The organism is Citrobacter sp. Cpo015 (genome assembly GCF_030333035.1).
GTDB lineage: Bacteria > Pseudomonadota > Gammaproteobacteria > Enterobacterales > Enterobacteriaceae > Citrobacter > Citrobacter portucalensis.
On record NZ_JAOWGS010000019.1, the window covers coordinates 1,054,902 to 1,080,920 of the forward strand.

At 52.0% G+C, this 26,019-nt stretch carries 20 protein-coding genes and 2 pseudogenes; 8 read left to right on the plus strand and 14 right to left on the minus strand.

Going from position 1 to position 26,019, the window contains the following annotated elements:
• Positions 1-64 precede the first annotated feature (64 nt).
• Complete coding sequence (locus OGY67_RS05150) at positions 65-1,117, plus strand: LacI family DNA-binding transcriptional regulator (protein WP_448899707.1); 1,053 nt, start codon at positions 65-67, stop codon at positions 1,115-1,117.
• Positions 1,118-1,151: 34 nt separating this feature from the next.
• Complete coding sequence (pptA, locus tag OGY67_RS05155) at positions 1,152-1,379, plus strand: tautomerase PptA (protein ID WP_032943490.1); 228 nt, start codon at positions 1,152-1,154, stop codon at positions 1,377-1,379.
• 37 nt (positions 1,380-1,416) lie between these two features.
• On the opposite strand, the pseudogene OGY67_RS05160 reads toward pptA, so the two are convergent.
• Positions 1,417-3,392 (minus strand): annotated as a pseudogene (locus tag OGY67_RS05160) (alkyl/aryl-sulfatase).
• Positions 3,393-3,604: 212 nt separating this feature from the next.
• Entirely contained in the window at positions 3,605-4,177 is a 573-nt protein-coding gene (locus tag OGY67_RS05165) for a flavin reductase family protein (protein WP_008784810.1), read from the minus strand.
• A 157-nt stretch (positions 4,178-4,334) separates the two neighbouring features.
• On the opposite strand from OGY67_RS05165, the gene nhoA reads away from it, so the two are divergent.
• Complete coding sequence (gene nhoA / locus OGY67_RS05170) at positions 4,335-5,180, plus strand: N-hydroxyarylamine O-acetyltransferase (protein ID WP_060682190.1); 846 nt, start codon at positions 4,335-4,337, stop codon at positions 5,178-5,180.
• 58 nt (positions 5,181-5,238) lie between these two features.
• Here nhoA and OGY67_RS05175 read toward each other — a convergent pair whose 3' ends face one another.
• From OGY67_RS05175 to OGY67_RS05205, 7 genes are all read right to left on the minus strand, one after another.
• On the minus strand, positions 5,239-6,132 hold the full coding sequence (locus OGY67_RS05175) for a PhzF family isomerase (RefSeq protein WP_137377935.1): 894 nt from the start codon (positions 6,130-6,132) through the stop codon (positions 5,239-5,241).
• Positions 6,133-6,231: 99 nt separating this feature from the next.
• The gene (gene narI, locus OGY67_RS05180) at positions 6,232-6,912 is read right to left on the minus strand and encodes a respiratory nitrate reductase subunit gamma (protein ID WP_003833047.1); all 681 of its coding nucleotides are present in this window, start codon (positions 6,910-6,912) and stop codon (positions 6,232-6,234) included.
• The gene (narW, locus tag OGY67_RS05185) at positions 6,909-7,604 is read right to left on the minus strand and encodes a nitrate reductase molybdenum cofactor assembly chaperone (protein WP_286573645.1); all 696 of its coding nucleotides are present in this window, start codon (positions 7,602-7,604) and stop codon (positions 6,909-6,911) included. Before narW ends, narI begins: the two co-directional genes overlap by 4 nt.
• A complete protein-coding gene (gene narH, locus OGY67_RS05190) occupies positions 7,604-9,148 on the minus strand; it encodes a nitrate reductase subunit beta (protein ID WP_008784807.1) in 1,545 nt (514 codons plus the stop codon). Before narH ends, narW begins: the two co-directional genes overlap by 1 nt.
• Positions 9,145-12,885: a nitrate reductase subunit alpha gene (locus OGY67_RS05195; protein ID WP_286573647.1), complete on the minus strand. Its 3,741-nt coding sequence runs from the start codon at positions 12,883-12,885 to the stop codon at positions 9,145-9,147. Before OGY67_RS05195 ends, narH begins: the two co-directional genes overlap by 4 nt.
• A 96-nt stretch (positions 12,886-12,981) precedes the next feature.
• Positions 12,982-14,367 carry a NarK family nitrate/nitrite MFS transporter gene (locus OGY67_RS05200; protein WP_008784805.1) on the minus strand — a complete coding sequence of 462 codons (1,386 nt, stop codon included), beginning with the start codon at positions 14,365-14,367 and terminating at the stop codon, positions 12,982-12,984.
• A 212-nt stretch (positions 14,368-14,579) separates the two neighbouring features.
• Positions 14,580-15,158, minus strand: coding sequence for a TetR family transcriptional regulator (locus OGY67_RS05205; RefSeq protein WP_057068227.1), 579 nt, complete (start codon positions 15,156-15,158; stop codon positions 14,580-14,582).
• Between the two features lie 117 nt (positions 15,159-15,275).
• Between OGY67_RS05205 and OGY67_RS05210 the strand changes: the two genes are divergently transcribed.
• Entirely contained in the window at positions 15,276-16,760 is a 1,485-nt protein-coding gene (locus OGY67_RS05210; protein ID WP_008784803.1) for an MFS transporter, read from the plus strand.
• A gap of 3 nt (positions 16,761-16,763) precedes the next feature.
• Here OGY67_RS05210 and OGY67_RS05215 read toward each other — a convergent pair whose 3' ends face one another.
• From OGY67_RS05215 to yddG, 3 genes are all read right to left on the minus strand, one after another.
• The gene (locus tag OGY67_RS05215) at positions 16,764-17,204 is read right to left on the minus strand and encodes a GFA family protein (RefSeq protein WP_003833032.1); all 441 of its coding nucleotides are present in this window, start codon (positions 17,202-17,204) and stop codon (positions 16,764-16,766) included.
• Between the two features lie 83 nt (positions 17,205-17,287).
• On the minus strand, positions 17,288-18,373 hold the full coding sequence (gene ompD / locus OGY67_RS05220) for a porin OmpD (RefSeq protein ID WP_137377932.1): 1,086 nt from the start codon (positions 18,371-18,373) through the stop codon (positions 17,288-17,290).
• A gap of 461 nt (positions 18,374-18,834) precedes the next feature.
• Positions 18,835-19,716 (minus strand): aromatic amino acid efflux DMT transporter YddG, encoded by an 882-nt coding sequence (yddG, locus tag OGY67_RS05225; RefSeq protein ID WP_286573651.1) that lies wholly within the window; start codon positions 19,714-19,716, stop codon positions 18,835-18,837.
• Between the two features lie 288 nt (positions 19,717-20,004).
• Here yddG and fdnG point away from each other — a divergent pair, with 288 nt between their 5' ends.
• The 4 genes and pseudogenes from fdnG to OGY67_RS05245 form a co-directional block, all read left to right on the plus strand.
• Positions 20,005-23,052 carry a formate dehydrogenase-N subunit alpha gene (gene fdnG / locus OGY67_RS05230; RefSeq protein ID WP_122973786.1) on the plus strand — a complete coding sequence of 1,016 codons (3,048 nt, stop codon included), beginning with the start codon at positions 20,005-20,007 and terminating at the stop codon, positions 23,050-23,052.
• 13 nt (positions 23,053-23,065) lie between these two features.
• Positions 23,066-23,950: a formate dehydrogenase N subunit beta gene (gene fdnH / locus OGY67_RS05235; protein WP_003833024.1), complete on the plus strand. Its 885-nt coding sequence runs from the start codon at positions 23,066-23,068 to the stop codon at positions 23,948-23,950.
• The gene (fdnI, locus tag OGY67_RS05240; protein WP_003020054.1) at positions 23,943-24,599 is read left to right on the plus strand and encodes a formate dehydrogenase-N subunit gamma; all 657 of its coding nucleotides are present in this window, start codon (positions 23,943-23,945) and stop codon (positions 24,597-24,599) included. Before fdnH ends, fdnI begins: the two co-directional genes overlap by 8 nt.
• Positions 24,600-24,728: 129 nt before the next feature.
• Positions 24,729-25,329, plus strand: a pseudogene (locus tag OGY67_RS05245) (inorganic diphosphatase); the annotation flags it as partial.
• 41 nt (positions 25,330-25,370) lie between these two features.
• Here the strand turns inward: OGY67_RS05245 and OGY67_RS05250 are convergent.
• Both OGY67_RS05250 and OGY67_RS05255 read right to left on the minus strand, forming a co-directional pair.
• Positions 25,371-25,655 carry a HigA family addiction module antitoxin gene (locus OGY67_RS05250; RefSeq protein WP_003833018.1) on the minus strand — a complete coding sequence of 95 codons (285 nt, stop codon included), beginning with the start codon at positions 25,653-25,655 and terminating at the stop codon, positions 25,371-25,373.
• Positions 25,655-25,933 carry a type II toxin-antitoxin system RelE/ParE family toxin gene (locus tag OGY67_RS05255; RefSeq protein WP_137377931.1) on the minus strand — a complete coding sequence of 93 codons (279 nt, stop codon included), beginning with the start codon at positions 25,931-25,933 and terminating at the stop codon, positions 25,655-25,657. Before OGY67_RS05255 ends, OGY67_RS05250 begins: the two co-directional genes overlap by 1 nt.
• Positions 25,934-26,019: the final 86 nt, after the last annotated feature.

Here is a 26,019-nt window from a genome sequence, read left to right on the forward strand (position 1 = left end):
ATTAACTAAGCTGCTGTTTTCCCTGCGTTATCACCGAGCGACGCTGGCAATAGCCAAAATCATGATGAATAATGCCAGCATAAATCGGCAATTTTTGACAAGGGCATCGACAGTGAAAAACTCCAGACCTCCGCGCGCACCCACGCTGGAAGATGTTGCCCGTACCGCGGGATTGTCACCCATGACGGTGAGCAGGGCGTTGAATACCCCGCACCTGGTGCGCCCGAAAACGGTTGAAAAAGTGATGCAGGCGGTGCGCGCCACCGGCTATATTCCCAACGCACTGGCTGGGGGACTGGCGTCGCGTCGCAGCAAGCTTATCGCCGTGGTTATTCCGCAAATTAACAACAATATGTTTGTCGATACCATCCAGTCATTAAGTGATGAACTGGCAGAACGCGGATACCACATTTTGCTCTGCGTGTCGGGTTATACGCCGCAAACAGAGGCGGAGCTGGTGGCGACGCTGCTTTCTCGTCGCCCGGATGGTGTAGTACTCACCGGTATTCATCATACCTCCGAGCTTAAAAAAGTGATTCTTAATGCGGCCATCCCGGTCGTGGAAATCTGGGATTTAACCCCAACACCCATCGATATGCTGGTCGGTTTTTCGCATGAAAAGGTCGGGCAAGCGGTGGCAGACTATCTGCTGAATAAAGGCTATCGACGTCCGGGGTTGTTATGGACTGCCGATCGCCGGGCAGGCCAGCGTAAACAAGGACTGTGCGATGCGTTGAGTCGTCATGGTATTGCTGCTGACGCACAGGTGGACGTCCCACTTCCGGCCTCTCTGGCATTGGGACGCTCTGGATTAACGCAGCTATTGGCTGAAGGCGCGTTTGATGTCATTGTCTGTAGCTCAGATACGCTAGCCCAGGGGGCGATCATGGAGGCCGAAAGTCGCGGTATACGCGTGCCGCAAGAGTTGGCGGTAATCGGTTTTGGCGATCTGGATTTTGCTGCCAGCAATCGGCCCGCCATCACCACCGTCAGCGTCGACAGACGGGCCATCGGGCAACGTGCTGCCTCACTGCTTGCCGATCGTATCGAACAAATTCCGCGTGAAGACGATATTATTGATGTCGGTTTTCATCTGGTAGAACGAGAGTCCGCATAAGTTACCTGCAACCCAAAACAATAAGGAATCTGCTATGCCGCACGTTGATATTAAATGTTTTCCTCGCTCTCTTACCGACGAACAGAAAACCGCCCTGGCGGCGGATATTACCGAGGTTATTATTCGTCATTTGCAAAGCAAAGACAGTTCAGTCAGCGTGGCGCTCAATGAAGTTGAGCCAGAGGCGTGGCAGGCCGTGTGGGATAAGGAAATTGTGCCGCAGATGGCGAGATTAATTAAAAAACCTGGCTACAGTATGTAAGAAAAAACGGGCGGATTTCCGCCCGTTTTCGTTGTGCTTATGGCGTAACGATGTTGAACCAGAATTCGAATTTATCCATATAGCCGAGCATGGCATCAAGCTTGGCGCCGTCACCGGTTATCTTCACGTCACCGCTGTCTTGTGCCTGTTTCAGCGTCACTTCCTTGAGGATGATTTTGTTCAGCGTATCGCGATTAAGCGTGATCGTAGCATCGGCATCTTTCGCTTCGGCATTGGCGGTATGGTTCAGGACGCCATTCTCCAGCTCAAGCTTATATTTACCGCCATCACTGCCAAGATCGATGTTAAACACCGACTTCGCATCACCCGCTTTTTGTCCGTTAATATGCACTGCCAGATAATCGAAGAACATTTCCGGCGTCATAGCACGAACGGTATCCGGGCTGGCGGTATTCGGGGTTGGGCCTTTGACCACGCCGTTACGCAGCTCTTGCGCGCCGGTCAGGTAGAAGTTACGCCACGGGCCGGATTCAGCCTGATAACCCAGTTGCTCAAGCGCATCTGCTTCCAGATTACGTGCGGCCTGGTTATTTGGATCGGCAAACACGACTTTGCTTACCACCTGTGCCACCCAGCGGTAGTTGCCCTGGTCATAGTCTGCTTTTGCTTTCTGCAAAATGGCGTCCGCACCACCCATGTAGTCGACAAATTTCTTCGCAGACTCTTCCGGCGGCAGCTCATCCAGCGTTGCCGGGTTGCCGTCAAACCAGCCGAGATAGAGCACATAGGTCGCTTTTACGTCATGGCTCACTGAGCCATAGTAACCGCGGTTAGCCCAGGTATGTGCCAGTGAGTCCGGCAGCTTAAAGTTGGCAGCGATTTCATCGCGGGTCAGACCTTCGTTAGCCATGCGTAGCGTCTGGTCGTTGATGTAACGATACAGATCGCGCTGACTTTTCAGCAGGCTGACCACCTTGTCATTACCCCAGGTTGGCCAGTGGTGCTGCGCCATCAGCACCTCGGCTTTATCACCCCAGCGCACAATCGCTTCGTTGATGTATTTGGACCACGGCAGCGGCTCACGAATTTTGGCTCCGCGCAGGGAGTAGGTGTTGTGCAGGGTGTGGGTAACATCTTCTGCGGATTCAATCAGTTTCTTCTCTTCGATGTACCACAGCATTTCCGATGGTGCTTCGGAACCCGGAGCCAGCATGAAGTCATAGGTCAGGCCGTCGATGACCTCTTTTTGTCCATCTTTCTCAATGATATTTGTTGGCGCAATCAGGGTAACGGTTCCCGCGGAGGTCGTGGTTCCCAGTCCCGCGCCGACCTGGCCTTTGGCATCAGGTTTTAACAGGTTGCCATACATGTAGCTCGCGCGGCGGCTCATGACGTTACCGGCCATGATATTCTCAGCGACCGCGGCTTCCATAAAGCCGGCTGGCGCATAAACTTTCACTTTGCCCGCTTTAACGTCGGCTTCATCGACAACGCCGCGTACGCCGCCGTAATGGTCAACGTGGCTGTGGGTATAAATCACCGCAACAACTGGTTTTTGACCGCGGTTTTTAAAGTAAAGATCCATCCCGACTTTGGCCGTTTCTGCCGAGACCAGCGGGTCAACAACGGTGATGCCTTCTTTACCTTCAATAATGGTCATGTTTGACAGATCGAGGTTACGAATCTGGTAAACGCCATCCGTTACTTCAAACAGCCCGCTGATGTTGATCAACTGAGATTGACGCCACAGGCTCGGGTTTACCGTATCCGGGGCTTTATCGCCTTCTTTGATGAACGCGTACTGCTGCGGATTCCAGATAACATTTCCCTGCTCGCCCTTGATCACGTCCTGCGGGAGTGGGGCGATAAAGCCTTTGTGGGCGTCGGTAAAGTCGGTGTTATCGGAGAAGGGCAGTTGATTGTAAAGCGCGTTGTTGGCTTGTTGCGTGGCGGCTGTAGCGTCTTTGGGGGCTTCAGCGGCCATAAGGGAATAGAAAACGATGTGAGTAACCCAGCAAGTATAAAACTTTGTGCGATTCTATTAAGTTGCATCGTAAAACCTCTCTGACACTTCAAAGTACAGTTGGGGATGCTGCTTTGACGGATAGCGTTTTGATTAGGTATTTGCGTTAGTGCAAGATTAACTATAATTCACATTAATGATTAGGCAAGGAAGGCAGAGTAATTTATCTAACTGGTTTTTCAGAAGTTTTAAGAAAACAGTTGCGGATGACAGAGCAGAACTGCCATCCGTTAGCATACTATCATTCACCTGCGATAATGCGTTTCCCGCTGGAGATAAACGTTCCGGCCCCAAGGTGATGCAGAGTATTGAGCTTGCCATCATCAAACTGCCAGCGTCCTTCCACGAAGGCTCGCTCATCAGCAGCAGCGGAGACTACTTCCCCAAACAGAGTGTCATATTTTTCCTGTGCCGCCGTGGCTGGCAACAGGCGACACTCCATCCAGGCCAGACATTTCGCTTCTATCAGCGGTAAACCTAGCACGGGTCCTTGCACCACGGGAATGCCGTAACAGTTGAATTTATCTTCCACGCGACCGGAAACGCTGCCTACGGCCCAGGTCCAGTTGACGGCGGCGATACCCGGAATAACGATGCCGAATTTACCGCTACGTTCAATGAGATCTCGCGACCAGGCGGTCTTATCAACAACAATTGCTACCCGCGGCGGCTCAAATTCCACGGGCATTGACCATGCCGCAGCCATCACATTTCGCCGCTCGGTATGCTCATCCTGGCTGGTTATCAATATCGTTGGGCCATGATTGAGTAGCCGGCTGGCATGTTTTAATTCGATCGGACGAAAATGGCTCATGGATGCTCCTTGGCTGAGAGATAACACACCACAATAAACATAGATATTAACGGTATTAGCGATTTTGTCGCCTCACAGGAATTAACAACGCACAAAATCGACAGCGTAAAACGAAAAATACGTTATAAGTACTGCATTAATCGAACAGGAACTCCGTATGACGCCTTTTTTAACCGCTTATTTTGCCCGTATTGGCTGGTCAGGTTCGGCCAACGTCAACCTTGAAACCTTGCAAGCGCTACATCTACTGCACAACAGCGCAATTCCCTTTGAAAACCTGGACGTATTATTGCCAAGAGAGATGCAGCTTGACGATTTGTCGCTGGAAGAGAAGCTGGTAACGGCGCGTCGTGGCGGTTATTGCTTTGAACAGAATGGCGTGTTTGAGCGCGCGTTACGCGAAATCGGTTTTAACGTACGTAGCCTTCTCGGTCGCGTGGTACTGGCAAATCCGTCAAGCCTGCCGCCGCGCACGCATCGTCTGTTGCTGGTTGAATTACAGGGTGAACAGTGGATAGCCGACGTTGGCTTCGGCGGGCAAACTCTGACAGCACCAATTCGTCTGCAGGCCAACACTGAGCAGAAGACGCCACACGGCGAATATCGGCTGATTCAGGAAGGTGAAGATTGGATCCTCCAGTTCCGTCATCACGAACACTGGCAGTCAATGTATCGTTTCGATCTGGTCGCGCAGCATCAGAGCGATTATCTGATGGGCAACTTCTGGTCCGCACACTGGCCGCAATCACATTTTCGCCATCATCTGCTGATGTGCCGTCATCTGCCCGACGGCGGGAAATTAACGTTAACCAATTTTCACTTTACCCATTATCAGGATGGACATGCGGTAGAGCAGATTAATTTGCCTGACGTCGCCAGTTTGTATGCATTGTTGCAAGAACGATTTGGACTGGGTGTGGATGACGTGAAGCATGGATTTACCGAAGATGAGCTGGCGACGGTCATGGCGGCGTTTGATACGCATCCGGAGGCGGGGAAATAGGGGCATCGGAATTAATGCCGGATGCGGCGTCATCGCCTTATCCGGCCTACGGGAACAATTAAAAATCTATCGCCCATTCTGCGTGAAACAGGATCACCGCCGAACCGGTAATGGTGACTTTTTCCGGCTGGTTTTCACGGATAGTCACCGTCACATCAACAATCCCGTCGCGCCCGAGCGCACGGCCCTGATGCCCCTGAACACGTAACGTTTTCCCATCATGCGCCATCAACCCATGGTGGACCAACCATGCGCCCATTGGACCGTTGGCATTGCCGGTAACCGGGTCTTCCACAATACCAATAGCAGGTGAAAACATGCGGCCATCAGTGGCGTTTTCGCCCTCGCGGATTTGAAAAGGGAAGAAACCGTTACAGCCAATTTGCTGGCTGATAGCGGTCAAAGCCGGTAAATCAGGGGAAAGGGCGTCAAGGTCCACCTCGGGTTTCAGTGGAATCATCACTTTCGAATGCCCGGTCGTGGCAACCTGAATGGGTAAGCCTGCCAGCATATCGTCTTCGCTCAGGTGCAGCGCATCGAGAATCGCAGTACGAACAGCGCCCTCCAGCGGAGGTTCAAAACCCGGTTCACCTTGCTCAAGGCTAATGCGATAGTCGTTCCCGGTAGCGTCAATATCCACCCGATGACGTCCGGCCAGCGAGGTTTGCCAGACCGTGCAGTTGCCCAGACCCAGCACCTTGGCCCGCACATAATGCGCGGCGACGGTAGCATGCCCACAGATAGGAACTTCGACCGTCGGGGTGAAATAGCGGATGCGAACATCGCTGTCGTCACTGGTCAGCAGAAATGCGGTTTCTGAATGACGCAGCTCGCGAGCGATGAGCTGCATCTGCGCGTCACTCAGTCCATCAGCATGTAAAACCACACCTGCTGAGTTGCCGCGAAAAGGGACCGAGGTAAAGGCATCGACGTGGTAAACCTGTGGTTTCATTAGTGTTCTCCCTGAAATGGAGAAGCATCATAACGTACAAAAAGCGGGATAGCGATGCAGGCCCGGTAAGCGCAAGCGCTACCGGGCATCAGAGTTCAATTATCGGCGGGAACGCACTATCTGATAGCGGCGAGTGAAGTACTCAAACGGCGCACTCCATACGTGGACCAGACGGGTGAACGGGAATAGCAGGAAGATAGTCATCCCCAGAACCAGGTGCACACGGAAAATCAACGCCACGCCATCCAGATGTGCAGACGCGCCGCCCTGGAAGGTCACCACTGACTGCGCCCAACCAACCAGTTTCAGCATTTCACTGCCGTCAGGATGCTGTGCGGAGAACGGGATGGTGGTTAAGCCGAGGATACACTGAATCAGCAGAACGCAAAGGATCAGAATATCAGCGGTGGAAGACGTTGCACGAATGCGCGGGTTGGTCAGACGCCGCACCAGCAAACCTGCGCCACCAACCAGCGTCAGTACGCCACAAAGCCCACCGGCAATCATCGCCATCTGTTGTTTCACCGCAATCGGCAGGAACCAGGCATACATCCAGTGCGGCGTTAGCATGCCGAACAGGTGACCGAAAAAGATCCCCAGAATGCCGATGTGGAACAGGTTTGACCACAGCACCATGCCGCGTTTGTCCAGCATCTGGCTGGAAGAGGCGCGCCAGGTGTATTGCCCGTAGTCATAGCGTAGCCAACTGCCGAGGATAAATACCGTACCGCACAGGTACGGGTAGATATCGTAAAAAAAGACGTTCAGGTACTGTATCATTTCGGGCCTCCCGCGCTGATGTCGACATACTGCGGCGCAACGTCCTGGCTAAAGCGTCGTTGATAGTTTTGTAACGGTGAACTGTCGCAGGCGGTGGCGTTATCCTCGATAAACTTCACCTGTTCCTCTTCCCACACCGCATCCAGCGCCTGACGAGTATCATCGCGGGTTTCAGCACCAACCTGTTTGGTGACACTGTCACTTGAAAGAGGGCTTCCGGCAAGCAGCAGCAGGGCGTCAAACAGTTGATACCATGGCGTATCGCGCTGTTTTAAGCGCCCGCCTAACAGAGCCAGAATCGGAGCAACGTTCTGCAGTCCTTCTTTGGCCTGGTCCTCCGGCAACACGCTCAAATACTCCAGATACAACGGCAGATGATCCGGTAGTTCGCGGCAGTCGAGCTGTAGCCCGACCTTTTCATACTGCGCCAGCAGATCAACCATCGCCTGACCCCGGTCACGGGACTCGGCGTGCACGTGCTCAAACAGCAGCAGAGAGGTGGCCCGGCCCCGGTCAAAGATTTCGCACCATTCCGCTTGTTTATCCAGCAGTGGCGCATTGAGCAACCCCTGGCTAAATTCGGTAAGCATGGGGGCATCGCTGGCCACAAGCGCCAGCGCGTCGTCTTTACACTCCCACAGCAGCTCGTCGGGATATTCCATCAGCAGGCCGATAACCTTCAGGATTTGCATTATTCACCCTCCGCTTTATCGCGCACTTCGGTGATGTCGATGGCATCAATACGGCTACTGTTAAACAGGTTGAATTTGGTATCTGAGCCATGGCAGCCGTCACCGAAAGTAAATCCGCAGCCGTTTTTCTCCGGGAAGGCATCGCGCGCCATTTCACGGTGGCTGGTCGGGATCACAAAGCGGTCCTCATAGTTGGCGATGGCCAGATAGCGATACATCTCTTCAACCTGCTCAACGGTCAAACCTACTTCCTCAATCGCGCGGGTGTCCGTCACGCCTTCCACTGTTTGCGCACGCATATAGTGGCGCATGGCCATCATACGTTTCAGCGCGCGCAGCACCGGACCGGTATCACCCGCACTGAGCATGTTGGCGAGGTACTGAACCGGAATTCGCAGCGACTCAACCGCAGGCAAAATGTTGCCATTGTGCGGCAGTCCGCCCGCGTCGGCGACCGACTGAATCGGTGACAATGGCGGTACATACCAGACCATCGGCAGGGTGCGATATTCCGGGTGCAGCGGCAGCGCCAGCTTCCAGTCCATCGCCATTTTGTAGACTGGCGAACGTTGGGCCGCTTCGATGACGTTGTGCGGAATACCTTGTTTTAACGCCTCTTCAATGACCGCCGGATCGTGCGGATTGAGGAATACATCGCACTGACGCTCATAGAGATCGGTCTCATGCTCGGTGCTGGCCGCTTCTTCGATGCGGTCGGCGTCGTACAGCAATACGCCGAGATAACGAATACGTCCAACGCAGGTTTCCGAACATACCGTCGGCTGGCCGGACTCAATACGTGGGTAGCAGAAAATGCACTTCTCTGACTTACCGCTCTTCCAGTTAAAGTAGATTTTTTTGTACGGACAGCCGCTGATGCACAAGCGCCAGCCGCGACATTTGTCCTGGTCGATCAGCACAATGCCGTCTTCTTCACGCTTATAGATAGCACCGCTTGGGCAGGTGGCGACACAGCTTGGATTCAGGCAGTGCTCGCACAGGCGCGGTAAATACATCATGAAGGTGTTTTCGAACTGGCCGTACATCTCCTTTTGCATCTTCTCGAAGTTACGGTCGCGGGCACGTTTTGAAAATTCACCGCCAAGCAGTTCTTCCCAGTTTGGACCCCAGATAATCTTGTCCATCCGTTTACCATCGATCAGCGAACGTGGGCGTGCGGTGGGCTGATTCTTGCTTTCCGGCGCGCTATGCAGATGCTGATAATCGTAGGTAAACGGTTCATAGTAGTCGTCAATTTGCGGGATCACCGGGTTGGCGAAAATTTTGGTGATGACGCCCATCTTGCCGCCCAGACGCGGTCTTATTTTGCCGTTAACATCGCGAACCCAGCCGCCTTGCCACTCTTCCTGATCTTCCCAGTTCTTCGGATAACCAATACCCGGTTTGGTCTCGACGTTGTTAAACCACGCGTATTCCATCCCTTCACGTCCGGTCCAGACGTTTTTGCAGGTAACGGAGCAGGTGTGGCAGCCGATGCACTTATCCAGATTAAGAACCATGCCTACCTGTGAGCGTATTTTCATTTTTTCGCCTCCTGTACCTGATCGCGACCTTCATCATCCAGCCAGTTAATATTTTTCATTTTTCTAATCATGATGAACTCATCGCGGTTAGAGCCGACCGTACCGTAATAGTTGAAGCTGTATGCCAGCTGCGCATAGCCACCTATCATGTGCGTGGGTTTCGGGCAGACGCGGGTCACCGAGTTATGGATCCCGCCGCGCATCCCGGTCACTTCTGAGCCAGGGATATTCATGATTCGCTCCTGAGCGTGATACATCATGGTCATTCCCGGTGGCACGCGTTGACTCACCACTGCACGCGCGGTGAGCGCACCGTTGGCGTTGAAGGCTTCAATCCAGTCGTTATCCTCAATGCCCAGCTCTTTGGCATCGGTTTCACTGATCCAGACAATCGGTCCGCCGCGCGACAGCGTCAGCATCAGCAGGTTTTCGCTATAGGTGGAGTGGATCCCCCATTTCTGGTGCGGCGTCAGGAAGTTGAGCGCTTTTTCCGGGAAGCCGTTAGGCGGAACCTCGCGCATTTCACTGACGCTGCGGGTATCGATAGGTGGACGATACGCCACCAGACTTTCACCGAACGCTCGCATCCACGCGTGATCCTGATACAGCTGCTGGCGACCGGACAGAGTACGCCATGGGATCAGCTCGTGGACGTTGGTATAGCCTGCGTTATAGGAAACATGTTCACTTTCCAACCCAGACCAGGTGGGGCTGGAGATGATTTTGCGCGGCTGCGCCTGGATATCGCGAAAACGGATCTTTTCGTCTTCTTTGTTCAATGCCAGGTGCGTATGGTCGCGTCCGGTCATCGCCCCCAGCGCTTCCCAGGCTTTCACCGCCACCTGACCGTTTGTTTCCGGTGCCAGGGCGAGGATCACCTCAGATGCATCCAGCGCAGTGTCAATCAGCGGGCGTCCTTTTGCCGGGCCTTCGCGCTTGGTGTAGTTCAGCTTGCCTAGGAAATCGACTTCCGCCTGGGTATTCCACGCAATGCCTTTCCCGCCGTTACCGAGTTTGTCCATGAGCGGGCCAAGTGAAGTAAAGCGTTCGTAGGTGGCGGGGTAGTCACGCTCCACAACGGCGATATTCGGTGCCGTTTTGCCCGGGAGGAGATCGCATTCGCCTTTGCGCCAGTCCTGAATGTCAAACGGCTGCGCCAGCTCTGCCGGAGAGTCGTGTTGCAGCGGTTGCAATACCACATCCGTTTCTTGTCCAAGGTGTCCGACGCAAACCTTAGAAAATACTTTGGCGATGCCTTTATAAATTTCCCAGTCGCTCTTCGATTCCCATGCCGGGTCGACCGCCGCAGACAACGGGTGAATAAACGGATGCATATCCGAGGTATTCATATCGTCTTTTTCATACCAGGTAGCGGTTGGCAGAACGATATCGGAGAACAAACAGGTACTGGACATACGGAAATCGAGCGTGACCAGCAGATCGAGCTTGCCCTCTATCGCCGCCGACTGCCATTCAACCTCTTCAGGTTTAATACCCTCGCTTGAACCGAGCGCTTCCCCCTGGATCCCGCTTTCGGTACCCAGCAAATATTTGAGCATGTATTCATGCCCTTTACCGGAGGAGCCGAGCAGGTTAGAGCGCCAGACGAAGAGGTTGCGCGGATGGTTGTTGCCGTTATCTGGCTGTTCGCAGGCAAAACGAATATCACCTGACTTCAGCGCCTGTGCGGTGTATTGCGCAGGAGATAGCCCTGCTTGTTCGGCTTTTGCTTTAACAGTCAAAGGGTTGAGATTAAGCTGCGGCGCAGACGGCAGCCAGCCCATCCTTTCAGCCCGCACGTTAAAGTCAATCAAATGTCCGCTAAACTTCGACGCATCGGCCAGTGGAGAGAGGAGTTCCTGTGCGGTAAGTTTTTCATAACGCCACTGGCTGGAATGGTTGTAGAAAAACGAAGTGCTGTTCATCTGACGCGGTGGTCGGTTCCAGTCCAGCGCAAAGGCCAGCGGCAACCAACCGGTTTGCGGACGCAGTTTCTCCTGACCCACATAGTGCGCCCAGCCGCCGCCGCTTTGTCCCACACAGCCACAGAACACCAGGATATTAATCATGCCACGGTAGTTCATATCCATGTGATACCAGTGGTTCACGCCAGCCCCGAGAATGATCATCGAACGGCCATGCGTTTTGTGCGCAGTATCAGCAAACTCACGGGCGATCTGTTCGATATGACGGCGTGGCACCCCCGTAATTTGCTCGCCCCAGGCCGGGGTGTAGGCTTTCACTTCGCTGTAATCTTGCGCGCTATGAACGTCATCCAGACCACGATCGAGGCCATAATTCGCCAGCACCAGATCATAGACGCTCACCACCGGGCAACGGCTACCGTCAGCGAGGGTAAGATGTTTTACCGGCAGTTGACGGATCAGCACCGGTTCTTGTTTTACACTGCGAAAATGTGGGTTTTCGTTGCCGCCAAAATAGGGGAATGCCACGCCGGTCACTTCATCATGCTGACCAAGCAGCGAAAGAGAAAGTTCAGTTTCAGCGCCAGCCGCCAGTGGTTCCAGGTTCCATTTGCCTTTTTCCCCCCAGCGAAAACCGATAGATCCGTTCGGGACAACCAGTTCGCCAGCGCTGTTAAAGGCTACCGTTTTCCACTCTGGATTGTTGCTTTCGCCCAGACCATCGACAAGGTCTGAAGCACGCATCATGCGTCCAGGCACGTAGCTGCCATCTTCGCGGGCATCCAGTAAAACCAGCATCGGCATGTCGGTATAGCGACGACAGTAATTGAGGAAATAATCGCTGGGATTGTCGAGGTGGAACTCTTTCAGGATGACGTGGCCCATCGCCATTGCCAGCGCGCTGTCTGTCCCTTGTTTGGGTGCCAGCCACTGATCGCACAGTTTAGCGACTTCCGAGTAATCCGGCGTAATGGCAATCGTCTTGGTGCCTTTGTAGCGTACTTCTGTGAAAAAGTGCGCATCCGGGGTACGGGTCTGCGGCACGTTAGAGCCCCAGGCGATGATATAGCTGGAGTTATACCAGTCGGCGGATTCAGGAACGTCGGTCTGCTCGCCCCAGGTCATCGGTGACGCGGGCGGTAAGTCGCAGTACCAGTCATAGAAACTCAGACAGGTTCCGCCGATTAGCGAGAGATAGCGTGTGCCGGCGGCATAGGAAACCATCGACATCGCCGGGATCGGGGAGAAGCCGACCACGCGATCCGGGCCGTAGGTTTTCACCGTCCAGACGTTGGCGGCAGCAATCAGCTGATTAAGCTCTTTCCAGTTCGAACGGATAAATCCACCGCGCCCGCGTACCTGCTTGTAGCTCTGGCATTTTTGCGGGTCGTTCATAATGGATTCCCAGGCCAGCACCGGATCGGGCTGGCGGGAGAGGGCGTCGCGCCACAATTCGATTAAGCGTTTACGCACCAGCGGATATTTCAGGCGGTTAGCGCTATAGAGATACCACGAGTAGCTGGCGCCGCGTGGACAGCCACGGGGCTCATGATTTGGCAGGTCAGGACGAGTACGCGGGTAGTCGGTTTGCTGCGTTTCCCAGGTCACAAGCCCGTTTTTAACGTAGATCTTCCAGCTGCATGAGCCGGTACAGTTAACGCCGTGGGTAGAACGCACAATTTTGTCGAACTGCCAGCGCTGACGATAGCTGTCTTCCCAGTCCCGGTTGGTGTGCATTACTTGCCCATGCCCCTCGGCAAACGTATCGCCCTTTTGTTTAAAGTAGCGAAAGCGGTCTAACAGTTTACTCATGACATAACTCCTGCTTCGATAATATTGCCGACGGTGAATCGAACTCCAGGCCTGATCCGACCTACCTAAATGTCCGATCCTGCGGTATCCATTTTGTTATTTTTTTTGTGATTTACGGCCATAGACCAACCAGGTCACCAGCACGCAGACGATGTAAAACACGAGGAATATTTTCATGGCACCCACCGGAGAGCCGGTCAACGCCAGCGATGAGCCGAACGCTTTAGGAATGAAGAAGCCCCCCACTGCGCCAATAGCGGAAATAAATCCCAGGGCGGCTGCGGTATCGGTTACCGCTTCCCGCTGAGCCTGTTCTTCGGTACCACCATGCAGCTTCACCCGATAAATTGTGATTTTGCGAAAGATCACCGCAATCATCTGGAAGGTTGAACCGCTGCCCAGACCCGCGGTCAGGAACAAGCCCATAAACACCAGGTAAAACGCGATAAAGCTACCTTCGCCCGAGCCGGGCAAAGTGAGAAACAGCAGGGCGCTGAACAGTGCCATAAAGATGAAGTTAATTAGGGTGACACGCACACCACCAAACTTGTCAGAGATAACACCACCCGCCGATCGTGCAAGCGCGCCGATGAAGGGGCCGAAGAACGCCAGTTGCAGGATATTCACGTCGGGGAACTGGGTTTTCGCCAGCATGGCAAAGCCTGCCGAAAAACCGATAAATGAACCGAAGGTGGCGAGATACAGCAGACTTAATAACCACAGATGAAAACGCTTGAGGACCGGTAACTGAGAGGCAATTGAGGCCTTCGAGCTGGCAATGTCGTTCATTCCCATGCCCGCTGCCACGGTGGCTATCAGCAGTAACGGCACCCATATCCATGCTGCATTGGCCAGCGACAATAACGAGCCGTCAGCTTGCGGTACGCCCTGTACGCCCAAAAAGGTAAATATGGGCAGAAAGATCACCAGTGGCGCGATCAACTGCATCACGCTGACGCCGAGGTTGCCGAGACCACCGTTAACGCCTAATGCGCTACCTTGCTTCGCTTTGGGGAAGAAAAAGCTGATATTGCCCATGCTGGAGGCAAAGTTAGCGCCAGCAAAACCACACATCAGCGCAATGATTATAAATACTCCAAACGGAGTAGCGGTATTTTGCACGGCAAATCCGAGCCAGACGCAGGGAATAACCAGAATAATCGTGCTAAAAATGGTCCAGCGACGACCACCAAATATAGGTACCATAAAGGAGTAGGGCACGCGTAATATTGCACCAGAAAGAGATGGCAATGCCGTTAATAAAAACAGTTGGTCGGTGGTGAAATTAAAACCAATTTTATTCAGATTGACGGCTACGGCGCTGAACAACATCCAGACACAGAACGCAAGCAGCAGACAACTTACTGATATCCAGAGGTTTCTGCGCGCAATGTGCTTGCCTTTATTTTCCCAAAAGCCGGGGTTCTCTGGTTTCCAGTCAGTTAAAAGATAACGATTATTTTTCTCATTTGATGATGACATATTATTCTCCATGCACATGCCGTTCATGAAAAAGAAATAAACGCATGCAGCGCCGCGCGGCTTCTTTTTAGAAACTATTGAAAAGTTTTAGGAATATTGACTGAAAGAATAGATAAAAAAGCGCAATAACGCGGCGTGATGGGAGAATTACACGTTGCTTAAGTGTTACTAATTGTAAACATAAAAGATGTATTGTTAATCCATCTATTACATCAAATAAATAACTCCTGCGTTATCATACGATCAAGATGACGATCGAATGCAGGATCGGCCATTTCCTCAATACCTAATATGTACATACCATCCAGACCGCAGACTAATGCGATTAAGCGCCATGCGACGTCGGCGGCATCAGGCGCGGATGAGAACTCACCGGCTTTCTGTCCTTGTGTAATGATGTTGGCGGTTTCTTCGTGCCACATTCGCATGGTCAACAGGTAGGCGCTTTTAATTTCCGGATCCTTACCCGCAACAACCTGTGCTTCACGCCATAGCTTAATATAGGGTTCCAGACCACCATCTTCACTGCCTAGCATCGCATGCAGTCGCTCACGGAAACTGGCGTCTTCGCTGACCAGTTCGGCATCAAGTAGGGTGCGGATAAGGCGCACAAATGCCTGGGATTTGAGTTCGCCGGCAGAGGCGAAATGGTGATGTACCTGGCCCGTCGCGACGTGAGCTTCTGCAGCAATGCGTCGAACCGTCATGGCGGAAAATCCTTCTTCAAGTGCGACACGCATTGCTGCTTGCAGAATCACTTCCCGACGTTCATCCCGATTTAGATAGCTCATCATTCCTCCTGTACCCGTATAGATCGCAGTCTAACAAAAAGTTGGACATATGTTCAATTTTCCGTAGGATCGCTAAAGCTGGACATGTGTCCAGCTTTGGTTTCGTTAGGGAGTTTTATGTTTCGTCAGTGGTTAACGTTAGTCATTATTGTGCTGGTCTACATCCCTGTTGCGATTGATGCAACGGTGCTGCACGTTGCCGCGCCCACGCTGAGTATGACGCTGGGTGCCAGTGGTAACGAGCTGCTGTGGATCATTGATATTTATTCCCTGGTAATGGCCGGAATGGTATTGCCAATGGGTGCGCTGGGGGATCGCATCGGCTTTAAACGTCTGCTGCTGTTAGGCGGTGGATTATTTGGTCTCGCATCGCTGGCGGCCGCTTTTGCTCATAGCGCAAGCTGGCTGATTGCAACCCGGGCGGTATTGGCAATTGGCGCGGCGATGATTGTTCCGGCAACGCTGGCGGGTATTCGCGCCACGTTCTCTGAGCAACGGCATCGAAATATGGCGCTCGGCGTCTGGGCGGCGGTCGGTTCCGGCGGTGCGGCGTTTGGCCCACTGGTTGGCGGGATGCTGCTGGAGCACTTCTACTGGGGGTCCGTATTCTTAATTAATGTGCCGATTGTTCTGGTGGTAATGGCCTTAACCGCACGCTTAGTGCCACGCCAGGCCGGACGTCGCGATCAATCGTTAAATTTTGGTCATGCGATAATGCTGATTGTTGCCATTCTGCTGTTGGTTTACAGCGCTAAAACTGCGCTGAAAGGGCATACGGCGACCGTTGCCATCGCCCTGACGCTGTTAACCGGCGCTTTACTGTTGTGGCAGTTTGTCCGTATCCAGCTTGCGGCAGCTCGCCCGATGATTGATATGCGTCTGTTCACGCATCGCATTATCTTGAGCGGTGTAGTGATGGCGATGACCGCGATGATAACGCTGGTGGGTTTTGAGTTGCTGATGGCTCAGGAACTACAGTTTGTTCACGGTTTAACACCGTATCAGGCTGGATTGTTCATGCTGCCTGTGATGCTGGCAAGTGGTTTCAGCGGACCGATTGCCGGTATGTTGGTTTCACGCCTTGGATTACGTTGTGTGGCAACGGCGGGCATGGCACTGAGCGCCGTCAGTTTTTACGGCCTGGCGATGACGGATTTCAGTAGCCAACAGGTACAAGCCTGGATTTTGATGGCTTTGCTCGGCTTCAGCGCCGCCAGTGCGCTCCTGGCTTCAACGGCAGCTATCATGGCAGCAGCGCCGGCGGAAAAAGCCGCGGCCGCTGGCGCCATCGAGACAATGGCTTATGAACTGGGAGCAGGACTTGGGATCGCTATCTTTGGCTTACTGCTGAGCCGTAGCTTTTCTGCATCGATTCTGCCGCCAGCCGGACTGAATCCGCAGGAAGTAGAACGAGCCACATCGTCAATGGGGGAGGCGGTACAACTGGCGCACTCGCTCCCGTCGTCACTGAGTGAGGCATTGCTGACGGCTGCCAGAGAAGCGTTCACCTGGTCACATAGCGTGGCCTTAAGCAGCGCCGGCAGCATGCTTATCATATTAGCGATAGGAATGTGGTTCAGTCTGGCAAAGGTACAACGTTAATAACTAGTGAGCTAAATGACAGGGGTAATCCATCTCTTCGACTTCTTTCCCACTCAGTCGAGCGTATTGCCCCGTCAGTCTCCAGAACGCAGGTTGCGTTTCCGTATAGATCTCTGCCGCTAATATCAGGCGGCGGCGATCTACCTCATTAAGTTCCAGAAGTGTCCATGGAATAAAGTAGCGATCGCTGTCCGTCAACGTAAACCACAGTGGGCATCCGCAGCCGGAACAGAAGAACCGTTCACCACGATTTGAGGAAGGAAAGTGCGAAGGTTCTGCCGATTCTGGCGACATTAGCGGATGAGCGCTGGCTTCCAGATACATGGCGATGCCGCCTGACCATTTCTGACACAGCGTACAGTGGCAGGCATAGACATCCAGCATTTCGACGTCAACGGTAAAATGACTCTGTCCGCAAAGACAACGACCAGTGAATGTCTGCACGGCATACTCCTTATGACCGAGTCTACATTAAGAGAAAAAGCCAGCCCTTGGAGGACTGGCTTTGTATTCAGACTACAACAAAATTAGAACTGGTAGTTCAGACCAACAGCCACGATGTTGTCGGTTGACACTTTCGCTGCATTGGTGAAGTTGTTGTCATCCAGCAGGTTGATTTTGTAATCAACGAAGGTGGACATATTTTTGTTGAAGTAGTAAGTAGCACCCAGGTCTACGTATTCAACCAGATCCTGGTCGCCGTAACCGTTGATGTCTTTACCTTTGGATTTCAGGTAAGCAACGGACGGACGCAGACCGAAGTCGAACTGGTACTGTGCAACAACTTCAAAGTTCTGTGCTTTATCTGCAATACCAGTAACACCGGAGCCACCATAGGTGGTCATGTTGCGGGTTTCGGAGTAGGTGGTTGCCAGGTAGATGTTGTTCGCATCATATTTCAGACCAGCAGCCCATACTTCAGCGTTTTTACCGGAAGCCATGAAACCGCCGTTACCTACAGACTGTTTGTCGGTACGGTCAGATTTCGCATAGGTAGCACCTACGCCAAAGCCTTCATACTCATAAGTAGTAGACAGACCGAAGCCGTCACCGTTAGCTTCTTTCAGGTTGTCACGGTCATTTTTGCCCTGGTACTGAGCAGCAAAGTTCAGACCTTCAACCAGACCGAAGAAGTCGGTGTTACGGTAGGTTGCAACGCCAGTAGTACGGCCAGTCATGAATACGTCAGTCTGGGTCCAGGTATCACCACCGAACTCAGGCAGGACGTCGGTCCATGCGCCGATGTCGTATGCTACGCCGTAGTTACGACCGTAGTCGAAAGAACCGTATTCAGCGAATTTCAGACCAGCGAATGCCAGACGAGTTTTGTCGCTGTTGGAACCACCGGTGGATTCAGTACGGTTACCTTTGAATTCATATTCCCACTGACCAAAACCAACCAGCTGGTCATTGATCTGAGTTTCGCCTTTGAAGCCCAGACGCGCGTAGGTTTTGTCGCCATCGCTGCCGTTGTCGTCAGAGAAGTAATGCTGAGCGTGAACTTTACCGTAGATATCCAGTTTGTTTGCGTCTTTGTTATATACCTCAGCTGCGTTTACCGCACCTGCCGCCAACAGGCTAGTCACTGCCACTGCAACTAATTTAAGTTTCATTCTAAATAATCCTTATAATTTTTTCTTGGTGTGTTTCCTAAACCATTGCTAAATGAAGGGGTTCGTCAATGGCAAACTATTTTTAAATGACGCAGTGGTATAAGTTCAATAATAAGTTTCATAATATTGCGAAATATTTGAATTTGTGTGATCCAGATCTACATAATATAGCTGATTGTATTAATCTTTATATGTGACAAATCTGAATGGGTATATTTACGTAGGGGACTATTGTGCCGTCTATGGTTTAAATGGCGTTAGTCACGCAGGTATAATATATACATACTGAGGGATATAGATAAGCATGCAATATTTTCGGGAGTTAATTAATCACCAATTATTTAACATTAAATTAAACAAAAATAAACATAACCCACAGGTGGAATGAACATTTATTATTCATTAATTTGATTACAGTGTAGCCGGGTTTTAGATTTGCGCGATAAAACCCGGATTTTTTTTCAGGCGCGGCGTGTTGCCAACCAGCAAAGTAGCGAACCCGCACAAACCATCAATGCACCCTGCCAGAAAGATAGCGACAACGGGGCGCTGAGTAACACAGCAGCCAGAGCGGAGGATAGCACTGGGGTAAAATAGGAACCTACGGCCATGATGGTCACGTTGCCATGCAAAATGCCAATATTCCACGCCGCGTAGGCAAATCCTAACGTTAATGCCGCTGAGAACATTTTAATAGTCACCGAAGTGCTGAAAATCATTTCTGGTTGCGGAGTCATAAAATAGTAAATCCACAAACTTGCAGCCGTTAGTAAAACGAATACGGTAATACCGTTAAAGCCTTTTGCGTATTTATTGGTCACCGTGCAATACGTTGCCCAGATAAATGCGCCAAGAAAGGCGAGGAAATAGCTCAGCGGGCTGCTGGCAACGTTGTTTATAATTTCACCAGGATTAAGGCCATTTTCGCCACCCAATACCCAACAAACCCCGGTCAATGCGATAATTAATCCTGGGATTACCAGCCAGGTTGTTTTTTGACCATTAAATAAAATAGCAAACAATATCGTCAGACTCGGCCAGAGATAATTGACCATACCGACTTCGATAGCCTGGTGACGAGTAGCCGCATAACCGAGAGCCAGCGCTAAACATATTTCATAGGTAACAAAAAGCACGCTACCCGCGATTAAATAACGCACAGGAATTTTTCTGATATTCGGAAAGCCGACGGTAAAAATCAGCAACAGGCCACTTAACGAAAAAATCATTGCTGCGCCACCTGCAGGACCCAGTCCTTCACTTACCCCACGCATTAGCCCGACCATCGTGCTCCAGAGCACGATGGCAATGAGCCCAATTAACGTCGCTTTATGTTTTGTCATTCTGATTATCTGTCCATGGTGCTGGTAAAAATTTAAGCTGAAATTTATAGCACTTTTACACCGTAGCGCGCTAACTAATTACCTTTTATCTACCCCCTTATAGGTACAAAGGTTAAACAAAGTGCACTATTTAGTAGCGGAACCGTTTCGTTATTGATTTGACGCAAAAAAAATATGGATATAGCTGATAGTTTCGTCGCGAAGTTGTACATGTCATCTTTCAATTATGCCGCGCTGGCGCGATCTGAGAGATGTCCTGTACGAATCCCTGCAAAAAAGAGGAAAGCAATGGACGTCAGCCGCAGACAATTTTTTAAAATCTGCGCGGGCGGTATGGCGGGAACAACAGTAGCTGCTCTGGGTTTTGCACCCAAAATGGCACTGGCTCAGGCGCGAAACTATAAACTGTTACGCGCCAAAGAGATCCGAAACACCTGCACATACTGTTCCGTAGGTTGCGGGCTATTAATGTATAGCCTGGGAGATGGAGCAAAAAACGCCAAAGAGTCGATTTACCATATTGAAGGGGATCCGGATCATCCGGTGAGCCGTGGGGCATTATGCCCTAAGGGCGCAGGATTACTGGATTACGTGCACAGTGAAAACCGTCTGCGTTACCCGGAATACCGTGCACCAGGTTCCGACAAATGGCAGCGTATCAGCTGGGATGAAGCATTCACCCGTATCGCGAAGCTGATGAAAACTGACCGTGACGCCAACTTTATTGAGAAGAATGAGCAGGGCGTAACGGTAAACCGCTGGCTTTCAACCGGGATGCTGTGTGCATCTGCGGCAAGTAATGAAACCGGCATGCTGACGCAAAAATTTGTGCGCTCACTCGGCATGCTGGCAGTAGACAACCAGGCGCGCGTCTGACACGGACCAACGGTAGCAAGTCTTGCTCCAACATTTGGTCGCGGTGCGATGACCAACCACTGGGTTGATATTAAAAACGCTAACGTCGTGATGGTGATGGGCGGTAACGCCGCTGAAGCACATCCAGTGGGATTCCGCTGGGCGATGGAAGCCAAAAACAACAATGATGCCACGCTGATTGTTGTTGACCCTCGTTTTACACGTACAGCTTCGGTGGCGGATATCTATGCGCCAATTCGTTCCGGCACGGACATTACGTTCCTGTCCGGCGTCTTGCTGTACCTGATTGAAAACAACAAAATTAACGCTGAATACGTTAAGCATTACACCAACGCCAGCCTGCTGGTGCGGGATGACTATGCTTTTGAAGACGGTCTGTTCAGCGGGTACGATGCGAAAAAACGCCAATACGATAAATCGTCCTGGAACTACCAGTTCGATGAAAACGGCTACGCGAAACGCGATGAAACGTTAAGCCATCCTCGCTGTGTCTGGAACCTGCTAAAACAGCACGTTTCCCGCTACACGCCGGATGTGGTGGAAAACATTTGTGGTACGCCGAAAGAAGACTTCCTGAAAGTCTGCGAAGTGCTGGCTTCCACCAGCGCAGCCGATCGCACCACCACGTTCCTGTACGCGCTGGGTTGGACTCAACATACCGTCGGGGCACAGAACATCCGCACCATGGCGATGATCCAGTTGCTGCTCGGCAACATGGGGATGGCAGGTGGCGGTGTCAACGCCTTGCGCGGCCACTCCAACATTCAAGGGTTAACCGACTTAGGTCTGCTCTCTACCAGCCTGCCGGGCTACCTGACGCTGCCGTCAGAGAAACAGACAGACCTGCAAACCTATCTGGCCGCAAACACGCCAAAAGCGACATTGGCCGATCAGGTTAACTACTGGGGCAACTATCCGAAGTTCTTCGTCAGCCTGATGAAATCTTTCTACGGCAATGCAGCGCAGAAAGAAAATGACTGGGGCTTTGAGTGGCTGCCGAAGTGGGATCAGTCCTACGACGTCATTAAATACTTCAACATGATGGATAGCGGGAAAGTCACCGGCTACATCTGTCAGGGCTTTAACCCTGTTGCGTCCTTCCCGGACAAAAACAAAGTGGTGCAGAGCCTCAGCAAACTGAAGTATCTGGTGGTTATCGATCCGCTGGTGACCGAAACCTCAACGTTCTGGCAGAACCACGGTGAATCAAACGACGTTGACCCGGCGTCGATTCAGACCGAAGTTTTCCGTTTGCCTTCTACCTGCTTTGCAGAAGAAGACGGTTCCATCGCCAACTCCGGCCGCTGGCTGCAGTGGCACTGGAAAGGTCAGGACGCACCGGGTGAAGCCCGCAACGACGGCGAGATCCTTGCCGGTATTTACCACCGTCTGCGTAACATGTATCGCACTGAAGGCGGTAAAGCTGTAGAACCCGTTCTGAAAATGAGCTGGAACTATAAGCAGCCGGACGAACCGCACTCCGAAGAAGTGGCGAAAGAGAACAACGGCTATGCGCTGGAAGATCTCTATGATGCCAACGGCGTGCTGGTTGCGAAGAAAGGTCAGTTGCTCAACAGCTTTGCGCTGCTGCGCGATGATGGTTCTACGTCATCATCCTGCTGGATTTATACCGGTAGCTGGACCGAGCAGGGCAACCAGATGGCCAATCGCGATAACGCTGACCCGTCAGGTCTCGGTAATACGCTGGGCTGGGCCTGGGCATGGCCGCTGAACCGTCGCGTGCTGTATAACCGCGCTTCGGCGGATCCGCAGGGTAAACCGTGGGATCCAAAACGCATGCTTATCCAGTGGAACGGTACGAAGTGGACAGGGAACGATATCCCGGACTTCAATACCGCAGCACCGGGCAGTGGCACCAATCCGTTTATCATGCAGCCGGAAGGGCTGGGGCGTCTGTTTGCTATCGATAAGATGGCGGAAGGTCCGTTCCCGGAACACTACGAGCCGATGGAAACGCCGCTGGGCACTAACCCGCTGCACCCGAATGTGATCTCCAACCCGGCAGCGCGTCTGTACGAGGCGGATAAACTTCGTATGGGCACGAAACAGGACTTCCCGTACGTCGGGACGACCTATCGTCTGACCGAACATTTCCATACCTGGACCAAGCACGCATTGTTGAATGCGATTGCCCAGCCGGAGCAGTTTGTGGAAATCAGCGAAACGCTGGCGGCAGCGAAGGGGATCAACAACGGCGATCACGTGAAAGTCAGCAGCAAACGTGGATTTATTCGCGCAGTTGCCGTGGTCACTCGTCGTCTGCGTACCCTGAACGTCAACGGTCAGCAGGTAGAAACGGTTGGGATCCCAATCCACTGGGGCTTTGAAGGAGTCGCGCGTAAAGGCTTTATCGCCAACACCCTGACGCCGAACGTCGGTGATGCAAACTCGCAAACGCCGGAATACAAAGCGTTTTTAGTTAACATCGAGAAGGCGTAAGGGAGGCGAACATATGTCTATGGAAACGCAGGACATCATCAAACGGTCCGCAACAAACTCCATCACGCCGCCACCTCAGGCTCGTGATTACAAAGCAGAGGTCGCGAAGCTGATCGACGTTTCCACCTGCATAGGCTGTAAGGCCTGTCAGGTGGCATGCTCAGAGTGGAACGATATCCGCGATGAAGTTGGCCACTGCGTCGGGGTTTATGACAACCCCGCCGATCTCAGCGCCAAGTCCTGGACGGTGATGCGATTTACCGAAACCGAACAGAACGGCAAGCTGGAGTGGTTGATTCGTAAAGACGGCTGTATGCACTGTGAAGATCCGGGCTGCCTGAAGGCGTGCCCGTCTGCCGGGGCCATCATCCAGTACGCCAACGGGATTGTCGATTTCCAGTCAGAGCACTGCATTGGCTGCGGCTACTGTATTGCCGGGTGTCCATTTAATATTCCGCGCCTCAATAAAGAGGATAACCGGGTGTATAAATGTACGCTGTGTGTGGACCGCGTCAGCGTCGGGCAGGAACCTGCCTGCGTGAAAACGTGTCCGACCGGGGCAATACATTTCGGCACCAAGCAGGAAATGCTGGAAATGGGCGAACAGCGTGTGGCAAAACTGAAAGCTCGCGGTTTTGAACATGCCGGTCTCTACAACCCGGAAGGTGTGGGCGGCACGCACGTCATGTACGTTCTGCATCATGCCAACCAGCCTGAACTGTATCACGGTCTGCCAAAAGACCCGCAGATAGATACCTCTATCAATCTGTGGAAAGGGGCGCTGAAGCCGCTGGCCGCTGCCGGATTTATCGCCACCTTCGCCGGACTGATTTACCACTACATTGGTATTGGTCCGAATAAGGAAGTGGACGACGACGAGGAGGATCATCATGAGTAAGTCGAAAATGATTGTGCGCACGAAGTTTATCGACCGCGCCTGTCACTGGACGGTGGTGATCTGCTTCTTCCTGGTAGCGCTGTCGGGGATTTCATTTTTCTTCCCGACTCTGCAATGGCTGACGCAAACCTTCGGTACGCCGCAGATGGGACGTATTTTGCACCCGTTCTTCGGCATACTAATCTTCGTGGCGCTGATGTTCATGTTTGTACGCTTTGTGCACCACAACATCCCGGATAAGAAAGATATTCCGTGGCTGAAAAACATTGTGGAAGTACTGAAAGGCAATGAACACAAAGTGGCGGATGTGGGCAAATACAACGCCGGGCAGAAAATGATGTTCTGGTCGATTATGAGCATGATTTTCGTGCTGCTGATTACCGGTATCATTATCTGGCGTCCGTACTTTGCGCAGTTCTTCCCGATGCAGGTCGTGCGCTATAGCCTGCTGATCCATGCGGCTGCGGGGATTATCCTGATGCACGCCATCCTCATCCATATGTATATGGCATTCTGGGTGAAAGGATCGATTAAAGGTATGGTCGAAGGGAAAGTGAGCCGTCGTTGGGCGAAGAAACATCACCCACGTTGGTATCGCGAAGTTGAAAGACAAGAAGCGAAAAAAGAGAGCGAGGAAGGGGTTAACTAATCCCTGATGTTCCCTCTACGCAATGGCGCTACATCGGTAGCGCCATTTTTTTGCCAAAAAAACGTCATGTTTCTGTCATCTGCTGAACGTAAGGTGTTGTCTTTCCGATAATAGAAGAGTTAAAAGACAATGCATCTGGTGAAAAAATTACTCGCAGTCAGCGTGTTTCTTTGTGCTTCAGCTCAGGCACAGAACATCCTCGAATTTCCTCAGCCGGAGAACAACCCGGAAGAGTTTTATGCCGTAACCGAAATTCCGGCAGGTGGAATGATTAAATATGAAACCGACGCCAAAACCGGTTTTATCGTTGCCGATCGCTTCCAGTCAATGCCGGTTGCCTATCCCGCCAACTACGGTTCACTCACCCAGTCTTTAGCCGGTGACGGTGACCCGCTGGACGTCATTTTTTATACCCGTGCGCCGCTTGCTCCGGGAACGTTGATTAAGCTGCGCGCTATTGGCGTACTGAAGATGATCGACGGCGGTGAAAAGGACGACAAAATTGTCGCCGTTCCGGCCAGTAAAATTGACCCCACTTATGACGACATCAAAGAGTTAAGCGATCTGCCCAAGATTGAAGTTCAACGTCTGGAATCTTTCTTCCGCGTGTACAAAGATCTGCCGGAAGGGCGCAAGAAGGTCGAATTAAACGGTTTCAATGACGCCGCTACGGCAAAGCAAGAGATCAAACAGGCCTGGGATGCCTGGAAAGAGAAAAAACCGCAGCAATAAATGGTATGCCGGATGACAAAAGTATATCCGGCATTTATATCACTGTACCGCCAGCTTACGCAGACGTGAAATATCCACGCTTTTTTGGGCCTCTGCCAGACTCCAGGTATTTTGCAGGTTTAACCACATTTCGGGTGAACTGCCAATCACTACGGAGAGTTTAATCGCCATCTCAGGCGTCAGAGCCGCTTTCCCGGTTAATAGTCGACTTGCCGTTGACGGTGCAATCTCCATAGCTCTGGCAAACTCGCGCAGGCTGACATTGAGTTCTTCCAGCGCTTCCTGAATGATATCCCCAGGACGGGGATGATTTGCCATCTTCATCAATGATAGTCCTCGTAATCCAGTATGTACGCGTCGCCATTGACGAATTCAAACGTAATACGCCTGTTACCTGAAACAGAAATTGCCCATATGCCGTCGCGTTCCCCCACCAGAGGATGTAGCTTATAACCGGGCATATTGATATCTGTAACCTTGCTTGCCGCATCAATAACGGCAAGTCTGTGTCGTAATCGTCGGACATGTTTCGCCATAACGCCTGATGTTCGTCCATGAAGAAACAAATCGCGCAATCCCTTGTGCCTGAAGTTCATGATCATCCGTATCATCCTTGTTCCTTCAAGAGGAACACTACCATCAATGTTCCGTTCAACGCAACACCAAGATTGCGATATTTAAAATTGTG